Below are 19,027 nucleotides of genomic sequence, written 5' to 3'. Positions count from 1 at the left end.
TCTCTATGTACGAAGACGAAACCTATCTATATAAATCTCTATTAACGGGGAGTGTGTCGATGTGAGAGAGAAGAGCAAGACGCAATATGGATTGACGCAAGCGCAGCGCCGAATATGGTTCATGGAAATGATGAATCCGGGAACGTCTATTACGACACTTTCCGCGACCTACCAGATTACGGGCGAGATCGACACACAGCTATTGGAGCGTGCGGCGACTGAAATTGTCAAAACATATGATGCTTTCCGAATCCGCATTAGCGGGGATGTGCAGAATCCAACGCAGTGGTTCGAGGAGCCGGAGAATGTTCAAGCCAGGATAAGTCGTCTCGTCGTAGGCACAGCTGAACAATATGATGATTGGATTAAAGAAGTAAGCGAAAAGCCGGCCAGCGTGTTCGATGAACATCTCTACCAATTTACGATTATTCATTTTGCGAATGGTCAGGTATGGCTGAATTTGACGATCAATCATATTATCGCTGACGGCTTGTCTGTTAATGCGCTGCTTCATGCGGTGATGGAAAAATATCTGGAACTGCGCAAAGGAAAAGGCATTTCCGAAAGTTATCAAGCCCCCTCCTATCAGGACTATATTTCAGCAGAACAAGAATATGAGCAGTCGCCGCGTTATCAAAAAGGCAGGCAATACTGGCTGAACAAATACAGCACATTGCCAGAAACGACCGGCATTAAATCGGTTCCGCCATTCTCGATTGGCAGTGAATCCAATACACGTTTCATTACTTTGGAGGGTTCCCGTTATGAACGCATTCTGGCCTTCAGCGAACAATATCAGGTCAGTTTATATACGTTATTTATGTCTGCCATGTACGTTTTGTTATACAAGTTGACCGATAACACCGATGTTCCAGTCGGTACAGTTTTCGCCAATCGCACCAGCAAGAAGGAAAAAGAAACGATCGGCATGTTTGTCAGCACCGTAGCTACGCGCATTCAGATGAATCCGGACGAGCATGTGCTTTCCTTGCTTCAAACGGTCTCCAAGGAAAATACAGCCGATCTGCGGTATCAGAAATATCCGTATAATCAATTGATCCAGTATTTACGCGAGCAACATGGACGCAATGATCTTTCGGAGCTGTTCCGCACATCGCTGGAATATCTTCCTTTGAAAATTGAGGAATACGAAGAAATCAAGGTACGCCTGGAGGCGCACTTTGCCAGACATGAGATGGACGACTTGCTGCTGCGCTTCGACCATATGCTGAATGATGACTATATTACTCTTCATGCGTCCTACCGTACCGGTTTGTTCGAGAAGGCCGAGATTGATCGGATCATGGAGCAGTATGTAACCGTCCTGGATCAGTTTCTTCAGTTTCCCGAGCTGCCTATACGGGAGATTTCTCTGCTGAGCGATGAGGAGAGACGACGTATACTTAACGTGTTTAATCCGCCGGTGGCAGGGCTGAGCGAGGGAGAAGTGTTTCATCGGGTTGTTGAAAGGTTGGCCAGGGACATCCCGGATCATCCGGCAGTTGTTTACATGGATCAACAGCTGACCTACGGCGAATTGAATGAACGTGCCGATTGCCTGGCTTCTCTCCTTCGTGAACAGGGTGTGGGAAGGGAGACAATTACAGGCATCTGGGCGGAGCGTTCGGTGGAGCTGCTGGTCGGTGTGCTTGCCGTCTGGAAAGCCGGCGGAGCTTATGTTCCACTGGACCCCGATTATCCAGCGGAGAGAATTGAATATATGCTCAGCGATAGCGAAGCATCGGTGCTGCTTACACAGCGTCATCTGCTCGAGCGTGCCGAAGGCTGGTTGGCTGATGAGCAGTTGAAGCTTCAAGCGGTCTATGCGCTGGACGATGAACAGATGTATAAGCGGGATGCCTTGGCCGTGGAGTTTGAATCTGCGCATAGCGCCCCTCAAGATCTGGCTTATGTCATTTACACCTCAGGTACAACGGGACAACCGAAAGGCGTTATGATTGAACACGGCAGTCTTATGAATACGGCAGACGCATACCGGCGAGAGTACCGTCTGGATCAGTTCCCGGTACGGCTGCTGCAGCTGGCCAGTTTCTCGTTTGACGTGTTCGTCGGGGACATTGTGCGTACGTTGTATAACGGCGGTACGATGGTGATTGTGCCCAAGGATGACCGAATTGATCCGAACCGTTTATACGGCTGGATTCGGGAGCAAAACATTACGGTATTCGAATCGACGCCTGCACTCATTCTGCCGTTCATGCAGCATATTGATGAAGAAGGGCTGCACGTTAGCTCGATGCAGCTGCTGATTACCAGCTCGGATGCTTGCAGTGTTACCGATTACCGTTGGCTGCAGGAACGATTCGGCGAACAATTCCGCATCATCAACAGCTATGGCGTTACCGAAGCGGCGATTGATAGCAGCTTTTACGATGAGCCCTTGGAGAGATTGCCATCATCGGGGCATGTGCCGATTGGCAAGGCTTGGCTGAACGCCCGATTTTATATTGTCGATGCTGCATTGAATCCAGTTCCTGTAGGGGTTCCGGGTGAGCTTGTTATCGGCGGTCCCGGGGTAGCACGCGGGTATTGGAATCGTCCCGACTTAACTGCGGAGAAGTTTGCGAACAGCCCGTTTGTGCCTGGAGAACGTCTGTACCGGACAGGTGATGTAGCCCGCTGGCTGGAGGATGGCAACGTTGATTTTATCGGCCGGATCGACTATCAGGTCAAAATTCGCGGGTTCCGAATCGAACTTGGTGAAGTAGAAACGGCCCTGTTGCGTTTTCCGGACGTCAAACATGCTGTAGTCATAGACCGCACGGATGATCAGGGGCACAAGTATTTGTGCGGCTATGTAGTAGCGGATGCATCCTTGCAGTTGAGTGATCTGCTGTTTCAATTAAAGCAAGAGCTGCCTGCACATATGGTCCCGGCCCGGCTGTTATCTCTTGATCAGCTTCCTCTCACCCCGAATGGCAAAATTGATCGCAAGGCCCTGCCTGAACCGACGGGAGAGATGGAAGCAGGCCGCGAGTATGTGGCCCCTCGCACAACACTGGAAACCAGACTTGCTCTCATGTGGCAGCAAGTGCTGGGTATAGCCAGGGTAGGGGTGCAGGATGACTTCTTCGACCTTGGTGGTCATTCCTTGCGCGCTTCTTCGCTCGTTTCCAAAATTCGAAAAGAGCTGCAAGTCGAGGTTCCGCTCCGTGATGTTTTCCGCTATACCACGATCGAGCAGCTGGCTCTAAGAATCGGCGGTTTAAAGCATCAGGAGACGTATGAGATAACAAAGGCAGCTGAGGCTGAGTACTATCCGGTTTCATCCGAGCAAAAGCGTCTGTATGTCCTGAGCCAGCTTGAAGGAGCCGACCGCAGCTACAATATGTCCGCTGCGCTTCATCTTGAAGGCAAGCTGGATCGTACGCGTGTCGAGCACGCGTTTCAGGAATTGATTCAGCGTCATGAGACGCTACGTACCGGGATCGAGCAGGTTCAAGGCGAGCTTGTGCAGCGTATCTATAACGAGGTGGAGTTTGCAGTCGATTATTATGAGGCGAGTGGGCAGGAAGTGCATCGAGTGGTAGAAGCTTATTATCGCCCGTTTGATCTGACAAAGCCACCACTTCTGCGGATTGGTCTGATCAAAGTTGCCGGAAACCGTCACATTCTGTTGTTCGATATGCATCATATTGTCTCGGATGGCATCTCGACAGCACTGCTCTTTGACGAGTTCAGTCGCTTGTATCGGGGAGAGCAGCTGGCTCCGCTGCAAATCCAATATAAAGATTATGCCGTTTGGCAGCATTCCGAAGCTTATGATCAATTGCTTCAGCCGCAGAAGGCGTACTGGCTGGAGCAGTTATCCGGCGAGCTGCCGATTCTGGACCTGCCCGCCGATTTCCCGCGGCCAGCGGTGCAGAACTTTGACGGACGTACCGTGAAGTTTTACATCGGGAAAGAGCGGACAGAGAAGCTGAAAGAGCTGGCGGCACGAACAGGCACAACGCTGTACATGGTGCTTTTGTCGGCTTATTCCATCCTGATGCACAAATATTCGGGCCAAGAGGATTTGATCATTGGAACGCCGATTGCCGGAAGAACGCAGGAGGAAGTGCAGCCCATCGTAGGCATGTTTATCAATACGCTGGCCATTCGCAGTCGTCCTGAGCGTTCCAAGCCATATCTTTCTTACTTGGAAGAAATCAAAAACATTACACTAGGGGCATTTGAACACCAAAATTATTTGTTTGAGGATTTGGTGGAAAGTCTGCAGATCCCTCGCGCAACGGGTCGGAATCCACTCTTTGATACGTTCTTCTCTCTGCAAAATACAGAGAACGAGCAAATAGTCATTGAGGGACTGGAGCAATCCTTTTATCCGTTGGAAAACCTGACCTCCAAGTTCGAGCTGCTTCTGGACATTTCGGAGCTGCATGGTCAGCTCGAATGCCGATTGGAGTATGCTACAGCTTTGTATAAACAGGAGACCGCTGAGCGGTTTGCCAGACATTATGACAAACTGTTACATACCATCGCAACGGCGCCGGACGGGGATATTGCATCGCTTGGAATGCTCACGCAGGAAGAAATCCACGAGTTGGTGCATGATTTCAACGATTTGGAGGCGGAATACCCGCGGCAGCAGACGATTCACGGTTTGTTTGAAGAGCAAGCGGAGCATTATCCAAACAACGTCGCCGTGGTCATGAATGAGCGGCAGCTGACCTACCGCGAACTGAACGAACGTTCCAATTGTCTGGCACGAAAGCTGCGCGAGACGGGAGTCGAAGCAGATCAATTAGTAGCCATTCTCGCTGAGCGCTCGCTGGATATGGTTGTTGGCATTCTGGCAATTCTGAAAGCGGGCGGTGCCTACGTGCCTGTCGATCCTGATTACCCGCAGGAGCGTATCCGCTTCATGATCGAGGATTCGGGCGCACCGCTGCTGCTCATTCAAAAGCATTTGCACGAGAAAACAGACTTCGCAGGACCGCGTCTCGAATTAAATGATTTTGTTCTGGAGGATAGCTGGACGAACCACTCGGCAGATGCCAGGGAAGCTTCAAATCTGGAGCCGATTTCCGGGCCGGACAACCTGGCCTATGTGATCTATACGTCGGGAACCACGGGCAAACCGAAGGGTACGTTAATTGAGCATAAAAATGTCGTGCGTCTTCTATTCAATGACAAAAACCTGTTTGACTTCGGCCCGTCCGATACGTGGACGCTGTTCCACTCGTTCTGTTTTGATTTCTCCGTCTGGGAAATGTACGGGGCACTGCTGTACGGAGGCAAGCTGGTGATCGTACCGCCGCTCACAGCGAAAAATCCAGCCGATTTCCTGGCGCTGCTGAGTCGGGAGCAGATCACGATTTTGAACCAGACCCCAACGTACTTCTATCAGCTATTACGTGAGGTTCTGGCAGAGCACCCGTATAATTTGCGGATACGCAATGTCATCTTCGGGGGGGAAGCGCTGAGTCCGCTGCTGCTCAAGGGATTCAAGACGAAGTACCCGGAAACAAAGCTGATCAATATGTATGGTATTACGGAGACGACGGTTCACGTGACATATAAGGAAATTACATGGACCGAGATCGAAGCAGCGAAGAGTAACATAGGCAAGCCCATTCCGACACTGCGTGTGTATGTGCTGGACGAAAACCGCCGTCCTGTGCCGATCGGTGTAGCCGGAGAAATGTACGTAGCCGGGGAAGGATTGGCGAGAGGATATCTGAACCGCCCGGATCTGACGGCGGAGAAGTTTGTGGATTCTCCGTTTGCGGAGGGAGACAAGCTGTACCGTTCAGGTGACCTGGCGGCGTGGCTGCCGGATGGCAATATCGAATACCTGGGCCGAATCGACCACCAAGTAAAAATTCGCGGATATCGAATTGAGCTGGACGAGATCGAGACGCAGCTGCTGAATGTCCAGGGAGTGGAAGAAGCCGTGGTGCTCGCCCGTCAGGACAACGGAGGTGAAAATGCGCTTGTTGCCTACTTTGTCGCGGAGCGAACGTTGACGGTCAGTGATATTAGAGCCACTCTAGCCCAGGGAATGCCGGGGTATATGATTCCGTCGTACTTTGTACAGCTGGAGCGCATGCCGCTGACGTCTAACGGAAAAGTGGACCGCAAAGCGCTGCCTGAGCCGCAAGGCAGCATGCAAACGGGCGTTGAATACGTAGCGCCGCGGAATCGAACGGAGTCCGAGCTTGTGAACATCTGGGAGGATGTACTGGGTTACTCCGGCATTGGAGTTCTGGATAATTTCTTTGAGCTCGGTGGTCACTCCTTGCGGGCGACAAGCCTTGTCAGCAAAATCAGGAAGGAAATGAACGTTGAGGTTCCTTTGCGTGACGTGTTCCGCCTTACAACGGTGGAATCTATGGCCGAGGCTATTTCCAGCTTGGAGAAAACATTGCAAAGTTCAATCCCAAAAGCAGAAGAGAGAGTCTACTACCCGGTTTCCTCCGCGCAAAAAAGGCTGTTCGTCCTGCACCAGCTCGATGAGCTGGAGCTAAATTACAATCTTCCAAGTGCCTTGCAACTGGAAGGGGCGTTGAACGAAACCAGAGTGGAAGCGGCGCTGGCTGCTTTAGTGGCACGGCATGATATGCTGCGCACCGGTTTTGAAATCGTGAATGGAGAGCCGGTTCAGCACATTCATCCGTTCGTAGCGTTCAAGATCGAGAAGCTTCAGGCAAGCGAAGATCAGATTGCGGCACTGCTTGAAAGCTTCATTCAACCTTTTGACTTGACTCGGCCGCCTTTACTGCGTGCTATGCTGATCGAGCTGGAACAAGAAAAATTTCTGCTTGTGCTGGATATGCATCATATTGGTTCTGATGGCCTTTCCATGGACATTCTGCTGCGCGAATTCGTGCAGCTATACAACGGGGAGACTTTGCCTGAGATACGAATTCAATACAAGGATTATGCTGTATGGCAGCAATCGGAGGAGCAACGTCAATCCATCCAGCAGCAGGAGCAATACTGGCGCGGGGTATACAGCTCTGAGCCTCCGGTTCTTGAGCTGCCGCTTGATTTCCCTCGTCCGTTCATACAGCAGTTTGACGGACAGACCCTCACGTTTGCGCTGGATGCGGAGAAAAGTGAAGCGCTCAAACGGCTGGCAGGTGACTCAGGTGCAACGCTGTACATGCTTCTGCTGGCTGCGTACTCTGTATTGCTGCATAAATACGCGGGGCAGGAGGATATTGTGGTCGGCACGCCGATTGCTGCCCGTTCTCACGCCGACTTGCAGCCGATTATCGGCATGTTCGTCAATACGCTAGCCCTTCGTTTGGGACCAGCGGCAGAGCGGACGTTCCTCGATTACTTGCAGGAAGTGAAGGAGACGACACTTGGGGCCTATGAACACCAGGACTATCCGTTTGAGGAGCTGGTGGAAGCTCTTCAGGTAAGCCGGGATTTAAGCCGTAACCCGCTGTTTGATACGATGTTTTCTCTGCAAAAGCACGAAAGTCTGGATCTAACCATGGAAGGAATACACTGGTCGCTGTTTGACATTGAGGAAAAGACGGCAAAGTTTGATCTTAGCTTGGATATCGTGGAGACGGGTAACGAATTGCTCTGCAAGATCGAGTATGCTACCTCGTTGTTTAGACCGGAGACGATCGTACGGCTGGCCAACCATTACGAGCAGCTTTTGTCCTCGATTCTGGCTGACCCGGATGCACAAATTGCGGATTTGAATATTTTAACGAGTAGCGAAATGCATGATTTACTGGTCCGGTTTGACGTGTCGTGCCCGGCTCTTGCGAACCGGTACAACACAGAGGGGGCAGGCTTGGAAGCGGATGAGTTGTCTGAGTCGTGGAGAGAGAGTACGTTCCACGAGTTGTTCGAGCAGCAGGCGGAGCGTACTCCAGAAGCGCTGGCCGTAGTCTGTGAAGACAACAAGCTGACATATGCAGATTTGAATTCCAGGGCGAATAGTCTGGCGTATGCACTGCGGGCACACGGGGTGAGACCGGAGCAGGTGGTCGGCATTCTGGCCGGGCGTTCGGTGGAGCTGCTGATCGGCGTACTCGCTGTATGGAAGGCGGGTGGCGCTTATGTGCCTCTCGACCCGGATTATCCGGTGGAACGGATCGAATATATGCTGGCAGACAGCGGGGCAGCCGTGCTGCTTACACAGACCTGTCTGCTGGAACAGGCAGAAACTTGGCGAAGCAACGGAGCTCTGGTACTGCAAACGGTGCTTGCACTGGACGACGCTGCCACATACAGCCTTGAAGCGATAGAAACCGCTGCGGGCTTGCAAACGCTGTGCCAGTCAGGCTCCGAGGAGAAGGTTTTGGCACCAGCGGAACCATCTGCTGCGGAAACGTCTGCCACCGCAGAAGCAGAGATCCACAGACTAGCAGCAGTTCCTGCATGCAATCCAGCGAATGTGAACAAACCACATGATTTGGCTTACGTCATCTATACCTCCGGTACAACGGGCCGACCGAAGGGCGTGGCGGTGGAACATCGCAGTCTGGTAAACACGGCCGCGGGTTATCGGCGGGACTATCGACTGGATCAATTCCCGATCCGGCTGTTACAACTTGCGAGCTTCTCGTTTGATGTGTTTGTCGGCGACATTGCACGGACGCTGTACAACGGAGGAACGATGATTATCGTGCCTAAGGAAGATCGGATTGATGCAACCCGTCTCTATGGCTGGATTCACGACTACGCCATAACGGTGTTTGAATCGACTCCAGCGTTGATCATACCGTTCATGGAGCATGTATATGCAGAAGGATTGGACCTCAGCTCCATGCAGCTGCTGATTACAAGCTCGGATGCCTGCAATGTGGCGGACTACCGCACCTTGCAGGAGCGTTTCGGCTCGCAGTTCCGTATCATTAACAGCTATGGCGTCACAGAAGCAGCGATTGATTCTAGCTTTTATGACGAGCCGCTGAGTAAGCTGCCGAAGACGGGAAGCGTGCCAATCGGAAAAGCGTGGCTAAATGCGAAGTTCTATATTGTGGATGCACATCTGAAGCCGGTGCCGATCGGGGTACTGGGCGAGCTGGTTATCGGCGGAGCTGGCGTCGCCCGCGGATATTTGAATCGCCCGGATTTGACGGAGGAGAAGTTCGTAGATAGCCCGTTTGTTACTGGAGAGCGGCTTTACAGGACGGGAGATCTGGCACGCTGGATGCCGGACGGTAACGTGGATTTTATCGGGCGAATCGACAATCAGGTAAAAATTCGCGGTTATCGGATCGAGCTGGGTGAGATTGAAGCAGCCATGAAAAATGTTGCTGACGTGGAACAAGCACTCGTCATCGACCGCATGGACGAGCGGGGACAGAAGTATTTGTGCGGTTATGTCGTAGCAAATTCGGACTTCGATCTGGAACAGCTTGTGACTCATCTGGAAGCGGCGTTGCCTTCACATATGGTGCCTTTGCGCATGATGCGTCTGGATCAAATGCCACTTACGCCAAACGGCAAGATCGACCGTAAAGCGCTGCCTGTGCCAGAAGGAAGCATGCGTTACGAGGCTGTATATACGGCGCCGCGTACTCCGGGCGAGCAAGCACTCGCTTCGGTCTGGCAGTCGGTTTTAGGCTTGGAACGGGTTGGCACTATGGATAACTTCTTTGCCCTTGGCGGGGATTCCATTAAAGCTTTGCAGGTATCTTCTCGCCTTTTGCAAACGGGCTACAAGCTGGTCATGAAGGATTTGTTCCATTACCCGACGATCTCCGCCCTGAGTATGCGACTGCAAACGGTGGAAAGAACGGCAAGCCAGGCCGAAGTGACGGGAGAGGTTGTTTTGACCCCGATTCAGAGCTGGTTCTTTGAGCAAAATCCAGCCGATATACATCACAGCAACCAGGCGTTCATGCAGTTTTCCAAGCAAGGGTTTGATGAAGAAGCTCTGTGTCAGGCCGTGCGTCAGCTTATCGTGCATCACGATGCTCTCCGTACGGTTTACCGTGCAACCGAGCATGGTTATGCAGCCTGGAATCGAGGCGCTGAAGAGAACGAAGCACTGTTTGACCTGGAGATTATTGATTTCAGGGGCACGCTGGATGTAAAGAATGCGGTGGAGGCTAAGGCGAGTGAGATCCAAGCAAGCATTGATCTGGAGTATGGCCCACTGGTGAAGCTTGGTTTGTTCCGCTGCGACGATGGTGACCACCTGCTCATTGCGATCCATCATTTGGTTGTGGACAGTGTGTCCTGGCGAATTCTGCTTGAGGATTTAGCAACCGGTTATGATCAGGCACGGCAAGGGCAGCCGATCCGTCTGCCGCTCAAAACGGATTCTTTCCAGCTGTGGGCGAAACAGCTCGCTGATTATGCCAATGGTTCGGCAATCGAAAGTGAAAGAGAGCATTGGCATAATATCGAGCAATTGACCTATGAGCCGCTTTCGAGAGATTTTGAACAAGAGCGTTCCATGCTGAAGGACAGCGGGCTTGTGTCTGTGCGTTGGACGGCGGCGGAAACGGAGCAGCTGCTGAAGCAGGCACACCTTGCCTATCATACAGAGATGAATGATCTTTTGCTTGCCGCGCTAAGCCTTGCAGTACATGCCTGGAGTGGTCATGAACGAGTGCTGGTGAATCTCGAGGGCCACGGTCGTGAAGAACTTTTTCAAAATGTAGATATTACACGCACGGTAGGATGGTTTACAAGCCAATTTCCTGTCGTTCTGGAGCCAGGTCACGCAGACAATCTTGGTCATCAGGTGAAAAGGGTGAAAGAAGGCTTGCGCCGCATTCCGAACAAAGGAATCGGTTACGGCATCCTGCGTTATTTGGCAGAAACACGTGGTGACGAGAGGTTTGTTTTAGCGCCTGAGATCAGCTTCAACTATCTGGGTCAGTTCGATCAGGATTACGATGGTAGCGGCTCACAGCCGTCTCCGTTCAGTCCGGGTTCTGATTCGAGCCCGAATGCAATGATGGATTTTGTGCTCGATATTAACGGTATGGTGTCAGAGGGAGTGCTGGAGCTCAACATTCGATACGGGAAAACCCAGTATAAACGGGAAACGGTAGAGCGATTGGGCACCCTGCTCCAATCGAGCTTGCGTGAAATCATCAGCCATTGTATTTCAAAAGAGAAGCCGGAGCTTACGCCTAGCGATGTACTGCTTCAGGATATGACGGTGGAGGAGCTGGAGCAGCTTACCGAACATACGGCGGTGCTTGGCGAACTGGAAAATGTATATACCCTGACGCCGCTGCAAAAAGGGATGTTGTTCCACAGCCTGCTGGATGCTGATTCGGAAGCCTATTTTGAACAGGTGACCTTCGATCTGCACGGAAGCCTGAATGTCGAGGCCTTCACTCAAGGTCTGGACACGCTGGTGCAGCGCAATGAAGCGCTGCGAACCAATTTCGTGACGGGCTGGAGGGACGAGCCGATTCAGGTGGTATTCCGCGAGCGGAAGTGTGAAGTGTATTTTGAAGATATTCGCCCTTCATACCATAAAGACCCGGAGAAGACGATAGCCGAGTTTGTCAGCGAGGATAAAGCAAACAAGTTCGATCTGGCACAAGGCTCTCTGATGCGTGTGACTGTCCTCCGTACAGGCGAAGAGTCCTATCATGTGATCTGGAGCCACCATCATATTTTGATGGATGGCTGGTGTATGTCTTTCATGATCAAGGAAGTGTTCGATACCTATTTCGCAATTCAGGAAAAGCATGCACCGGAGCTTCCTCCAGTGACCTCGTACTCCAAGTATATCGAATGGCTTGAAGCTCAAGATGCTGCGAAAGCTTCACTATACTGGTCTGAATATTTGGCAGGTTACGATCAGCAGACCAGGCTGCCACAGGAGAAAACGCAACTGAGACAGCATGCTTTTGAGATGGCTGAAATGGATGTGGAGCTTGGTAAAGGACTGACTGGGCAAATTGAGCGTGCAGCGCGCCAGCAGCAGGTGACACTTAATACGTTCATGCAGACCATATGGGGACTGGTGCTGCAGATATACAACAACAGCGAGGATGTCGTATTCGGCTCCGTTGTATCCGGGCGTCCAGCAGAAATTCCGGGCATCGAAAGCATGATTGGTCTGTTTATTAATACGATTCCTGTTCGTATTCAAGGCAAAGCGGAGCACACAGTAGCAGATATCCTGAGAACAACTCAGGATCAAGCACTGGCATCGAGAGCATACGAGACGTATCCACTGTTCGAAATTCAGTCGCTGAGCGAGCAAAAACGCGACTTGATCAATCATATTATGGTCTTTGAAAATTATCCGATGGAAGAACAGATCGAGCAGGTCGTCGGGGGTGACCAGAACGCGTTGACAATTGCCAACATCCAGTCGCCGGAGCAAACGAACTACGATCTGGACATTACCGTCATTCCAGAAGAGCAAATTTTGCTGCGGTTTACGTACAATGCATTGACGTTTGAAGCGGATGGCATCAGACAGCTTTGTGGTCATTTTGTTCGGGCACTGGAGCAAGCTGTGGTCAACCCGAATATGCGAATAAATGAGCTGCAGCTTCTGACAGCAGCGGAAAAAGAAGAAATCATCAGCGCGTTTAACCCGGCGCAGCCGGAAGCAGCCCCTGTGGCAGCATTCCACAGGCTGTTCGAGAAACAGGCGGAACGCACGCCGGAGGCAGAAGCTGTTGTGTATGAGAACGACCGTCTGACGTATGCGGAACTGAATGCACGGGCGAACCGTCTGGCGGCGACACTGCGCACCAGCGGCATCGGTCGGGAGTCGATCGTTGGCATCCTTGCCGAGCGCTCGGTGGATCTTCTAATAGCGGTACTGGCTGTCTGGAAAGCAGGCGGGGCGTATGTTCCGTTGGACCCGGATTATCCGGCAGACCGCGTGCGTTTCATGCTGGAGGACAGCGGGGCGAAGGTGCTGCTGACGCAAACGCCACTGCGCGAGCGTGCCGAAACCTGGCTCAGCGCAGCGCAGCTGGCACTGGCGACAGTGCTGTACCTCGACGATGAAGCAGCGTATAGCGAGCAGCAAACGAATGCGCCGATGATGGGCTCAGACCAAGACGCAAGCATAACTTCCGGCGTAGTCTCTGACATGGACAGCTTCCATGAAGCTCGTCCAGAGGACTTGGCGTATGTGATCTACACGTCGGGAACCACCGGCAAGCCGAAGGGTGTGATGATCGAGCATCGGAGCCTGGTCAATACAGCGGCAGGCTATCGACGGGAATACCGATTGGATCAGTTCCCGGTGCGGCTGATGCAGCTTGCAAGCTTCTCGTTTGACGTGTTCGTGGGCGATATTGCGCGCACGCTGTACAACGGCGGCACGATGGTAATTGTGCCTAAGGACGACCGGATTGATCCATCCCGTCTGCACCACTGGATGGAGCGGGAGCAGGTAACTATTTTCGAATCGACACCAGCATTAATCGTTCCGTTCATGCAGTATGTGTACGAGCAGAAGCTGGATATCCGCTCGATGGAGCTGCTCATCACTAGCTCGGATAGCTGCAGCGTTGCAGATTATCGCACCTTGCAGGAGCGGTTCGGCTCATCGTTCCGCATTATTAACGCCTACGGCGTGACCGAAGCGGCGATTGACTCCAGCTTCTATGACGAGCCGCTGAGCCAGCTGCCGCAGACGGGCCATGTGCCGATTGGCAAGGCCTGGCTGAATGCGACATTTTACATCGTGGATGCCCATTTGAATCCGGTACCCGTTGGGGTGCTGGGCGAGCTGGTGATTGGCGGTGTTGGTGTGGCGCGCGGTTACTTGAACCGTGCGGAGCTGACGGCAGAGAAGTTTGTGGACAGTCCCTTCGTCGCCGGGGAGCGGCTGTATCGCACAGGAGATCTGGCGCGGTGGATGGAGGACGGCAATGTAGACTTCATCGGTCGAATCGACAACCAGGCCAAAATCCGGGGCTACCGGATTGAAACGGGGGAAGTCGAAGCGAAGCTGCTGAGTGCAGCTGGTGTGAAGGAAGCCGTCGTTGTTGTGATGGAAGATCAGGAAGGGCAGAAGGCATTATGTGCTTATTATACGGTGGAAGAAGTTTTGTCGGCGTCAGATTTGAAAAGCATAATCTCCAGCGAACTGCCGGGTTACATGATCCCGTCATATTTCGTTGAACTGGAGCAATTACCGCTAACACCGAATGGGAAAATCGACCGTAAGGCGCTACCAGCACCGAAAGGGGGCGGCCACGAATACGTGGCGCCTCGCACCGAACTGGAGCAGAAGCTGGCTGCCATCTGGCAGGAGGTGCTTCTTCAGGAGCAGTTGGTAGGCGTAACAGACAACTTCTTCGACCTCGGGGGACACTCTCTGCGGGCGACAACCCTTGTCAGCAAAATGCATAAAGAACTGGGTATTGAATTCCCGCTTCGCGACGTATTCCACTACTCGACAGTTGAGGAAATGGCCGCGGCGATGGAACGGCTGGAGTCCAGCTCGTTTACTTCTATTCCGGCTGTGGAAACTGCCGAATATTATCCGCTCTCTTCCGCCCAGAAGCGACTTTATATTTTGAATCAACTGGAAGGAGGCAAACTGAGCTACAATATCCCGGGAGCAATGGTGCTTGAAGGAAAGCTTGACCTTCAACGGTTTGAAGAAGCGTTCCGCAGGCTTGTAGCGCGTCATGAAACGCTGCGAACGGGTTTTGAAATGGTACATGGTGAAGCCGTTCAGCGGATATATGAAGATGCTGCCTTCCAGGTTGAATATGTGCAGATTAGTGAAGAGCAGGCGGAAGAAACGGTGCGTCAATTTGTTCGCGCATTTGATCTGGCGAAGCCGCCACTTCTGCGAGTAGGCCTTGCCAAACTGGCACCGGATCGGCACATTTTAATGTTTGATACACATCATATCGTATCTGATGGCGTTTCAATGGACGTCATGATTGAGGAGTTCGTGCATTTATACAGTGGGCAGTCGCTCGAGCCGCTCCGCATTCAGTACAAGGATTATGCCGTATGGCAGCAATCGGACGAGCAAAAATTGCAGCTTGCCAAGCAAGAAGCCTACTGGCTTAATATGTTCAGCGGAGAGCTTCCGGTTCTGGAAATGCCAACGGATTATCCACGCCCGGCTATGCAGAGCTACGAAGGTCATTCGTTGCAACTGTATATGAATCGTGAGAAAACGGAATGCCTGAAGCGAATTGCAGCCGAGAATGGAGCAACGCTGTATATGGTTCTGCTTGCAGCATATAACGTACTCTTACACAAATATTCAGGGCAAGAAGACGTGGTAGTGGGTACGCCGATTGCGGGCAGAAATCATAGCGACGTTCAGCCGTTGATCGGGATGTTCGTTAATACGTTGGCGATTCGCAGTTATCCGGCTGCCGGGAAGACGTTCCTTGACTACTTGCAAGAGATCAAAGAGACAACGCTGGGTGCTTTTGAACATCAGAATTATCCGTTTGAAGAACTGGTGGATCAGGTGAATGTGGCTCGCGATTTACGGCGTCATCCGCTGTTCGATACGATGTTTGCTTTGCAGAATACAGAGAATGTGGAGATCCAGCTTCCAGGACTTCATTTATCGACGTATGCCAGCGAAGAAACGGTTTCCAAATTCGACTTGAGTCTGGATGTCACAGAGATTGAGGATGGCTTGGAAGTTCTGTTTGAATACGCTACGGCTTTATATAAAACGAAAACGGTGGAGCAATTGGCTGCCCACTACTTGCAGCTGCTTGAATCCATTCTATACAACCCGTCAGCAACGATTGCTGAACTGGATATGTTGACGGCGGAGGAAAAAGAAGAAATGATCAGCGCGTTTAACCCGGCGCAGTCGGAAGCAGCTCCTGTGGCAGCATTCCACCGCCTGTTTGAGAAACAGGCGGAACGCACGCCGGAGGCAGAAGCTGTTGTGTATGAGAACGACCGCCTGACCTATGCGGAGCTGAACGTGCGGGCGAACCGTCTTGCGGCTACACTGCGCACCAGCGGTATCGGCCGGGAGTCGATCGTTGGCATTCTTGCCGAGCGCTCGGTGGATCTGCTGGTGGCGGTGCTGGCTGTCTGGAAAGCGGGAGGGGCGTATGTACCACTCGACCCGGATTATCCGGCAGACCGCATACGCTTCATGCTGGAAGACAGCGGGGCGAAGGTGCTCCTGACGCAAACAGCACTGCGCGAGCGTGCGGAAGCCTGGCTGGATGAAGCGCAGCTGGCACTGGCGACCGTGCTGTACCTCGACGATGAAGCATCGTACAGCGAGGAACGAACGAATGCGCCGATGCTGGGCTCAAACCAAGACTCCAGCCTGGTCTCTGGCAAGTTAACGGGGGCTGTGAATGGCGGGAGTAAGAGTGATCTGAATGTTCTGGATGATGTTGATGTTATTGGCATGGACAGCTTCCATGAAGCTCGTCCAGAGGACTTGGCGTATGTGATCTACACGTCGGGAACCACCGGCAAGCCGAAGGGTGTGATGATCGAGCATCGGAGCCTGGTCAATACAGCCGCAGGCTACCGACGTGAATACGGATTGGATCAGTTCCCGGTGCGGCTGATGCAGCTTGCGAGCTTCTCGTTTGACGTGTTTGTGGGGGATATTGCACGCACGCTGTATAACGGGGGCACGATGGTGATTGTGCCTAAGGACGACCGGATTGATCCATCCCGTCTGCACCACTGGATGGAGCGGGAACGGGTGACTATTTTCGAATCGACACCAGCATTGATTGTGCCGTTCATGCAGTACGTGTACGAGCAGAAGCAGGATATCCGCTCGATGGAGCTGCTGATCACAAGCTCGGATAGCTGCAGCGTTGCAGATTATCGCACCTTGCAGGAGCGGTTCGGCTCATCGTTCCGCATTATTAACGCCTACGGCGTGACCGAAGCGGCGATTGACTCCAGCTTCTATGACGAGCCGCTGACCCAGCTGCCGCAGACGGGCCATGTGCCGATTGGCAAAGCGTGGCTAAATGCGAAATTCTACATTGTGGATGCACATCTGAATCCAGTGCCCGTTGGGGTGCTGGGCGAGCTGGTGATTGGCGGCACCGGTGTGGCACGTGGTTACTTGAACCGTGCGGAGCTGACGGCAGAGAAGTTTGTGGATAGTCCATTCGTCGCCGGGGAGCGGCTGTATCGCACAGGAGATTTAGCGCGGTGGATGGAGGACGGCAATGTGGACTTCATCGGTCGAATCGACAACCAGGCGAAAATCCGGGGTTACCGGATCGAGACGGGTGAGATTGAGTCGCAGCTGCTGCAGGTGGCAGGTGTGCGTGAAGCGGTGGTGCTGGTTCGAAGTGATGCGAACGGACAGAAGGCGCTGTGCGCGTATTACACAACGGATAGCGGATTGCTGGCGATTGACATAAAACGGGCGATCTCCAGCGAGTTGCCGGGTTATATGATCCCGTCTTACTTTATCGAACTCGAGCAAGTACCTCTGACACCAAACGGAAAAATCGACCGAAAGGCGCTGCCGACGCCGGAAGAGGGAATAAGTGCAGACCGTGAATACGTAGCACCGCGTAATGAGTTGGAAACAAAGCTGGCGGCAATCTGGCAGGATGTGTTGGGGCTTTCGAAGGAAATTGGTGTTCACGACAACTTCTTCGATCTCGGCGGTCACTCCCTGCGAGCAACAGCGTTGGTTAGCAAGGTGCATAAAACGTTGAGCGTAGATCTGCCTTTGCGCGATGTGTTCCAGCATTCGACCGTTGAAGCCATGGCTAAAGCAATCAGTCGATTGGAGCAGCAGGAATTCCTCTCTATTCCGGTGCTGAATAAGCAGGATCGCTACCCACTTTCCTCTGTGCAAAAACGGCTTTATATCCAGCAGCAGATGCAAGGTGCCGAGCTGAGTTACAACATGTCTGGCATGACGGTGCTCGTCGGGGGCTTGGAACGGGAACGATTTGAGGCAGCGCTCAAGGGCTTAATCGCGCGTCACGAAATCTTGCGAACCGGCTTCGACATGGTTGACGGGGAACCGGTGCAGCGCATTTATGCGGACTTGGAGTTTGCCGTAGAGTATACAAAAGCAACAGAAAGTGAAACGAAATGCATAGCAGATGCCTTTGTACGTGTCTTCGATTTGCATTTGCCACCACTGCTGCGCGTGGGCTTGGTTGAATGGGAAGCGGAGCGCCATCTGCTTATGCTGGACATTCATCATATCGTCACGGATGGCATGTCAATGGGCATCTTCGTCGAAGAACTGCTGCGTCTGTATAACGGTGAGACGTTGGAGCCACTTCGGATTCAGTACAAGGAGTTTGCCGCTTGGCAGCAATCTGAATATGTTAAAGATCGGTTGAAACGTCAGGAAGCCTACTGGCTGGATATGCTGAATGGTGATCTGCCAACGCTTGAACTGCCTACGGACTTTGCCAGACCTGCTGTTCGCAGTTTTGAGGGAGATGTGCTGCCTTTCAGTATTAACAAGCAGATGACCGAAAGCTTGCAGCGCATTGCAGATGAGAACGGTGCTACCCTGTATATGGTGTTATCGGCTGTCTATTCCGTCCTGCTCAGCAAATATTCGGGACAAGAAGACTTCATTGTAGGGACGCCGGTGTCGGGTCGCACCCATGCCGACCTGGAGCCGCTAATCGGAATGTTTGTTAACACATTGGCGATTCGCCATTATCCTTCAGGTGAGAAGACGTTCCTTGCTTACTTGAACGAAGTCAAAGAAACGATGCTGGGCGCCTATGACCACCAGGATTATCCGTTTGAGGAGCTTGTGACAAAGCTGCAAGTACCGCGCGATCAAAGCCGCAATCCAGTGTTTGATGTCATGTTTGCTCTGGAAACGAAGGAAGATAACGTTCAAAGCTTTGGAGATATCCAGATCGAATCTTATCCGGAAAAACATACCGTTTCCCAATTTGATCTGACTTTGATCATTTCGATGCTGGATGAGGGCATGAACGGGCAATTCGAATATGCCACGAAGTTGTTTACACGTAATCTGATCGACAATTTTGCTCAGGACCTGCTTGTGATCATTGAACAAATTGGCGAACAGCCTTCAATGCTGCTCAAGGATGTTTCCCTGATCGGGCCATCCGAACAGGAGCAAGATGACTTAGAGACGATCGATATTATGTTCTAATCC

The 19,027-nt window shown here is 52.3% G+C and carries 1 protein-coding gene; it reads left to right on the top strand.

The genetic code is table 11. The features are described 5' to 3' along the window. Nucleotides 1-61 precede the first annotated feature (61 nt). Nucleotides 62-19,024, top strand: coding sequence for a non-ribosomal peptide synthetase (locus tag IEW26_RS26885; protein WP_188594628.1), 18,963 nt, complete (start codon nucleotides 62-64; stop codon nucleotides 19,022-19,024). Nucleotides 19,025-19,027: the final 3 nt, after the last annotated feature.

This window comes from Paenibacillus silvae, assembly GCF_014639235.1.
GTDB classification, from domain to species: domain Bacteria; phylum Bacillota; class Bacilli; order Paenibacillales; family Paenibacillaceae; genus Paenibacillus; species Paenibacillus silvae.
The sequence above is the reverse complement of the archived record's forward strand: the minus strand, read 5'-3'. Positions and strand labels throughout refer to the sequence as shown.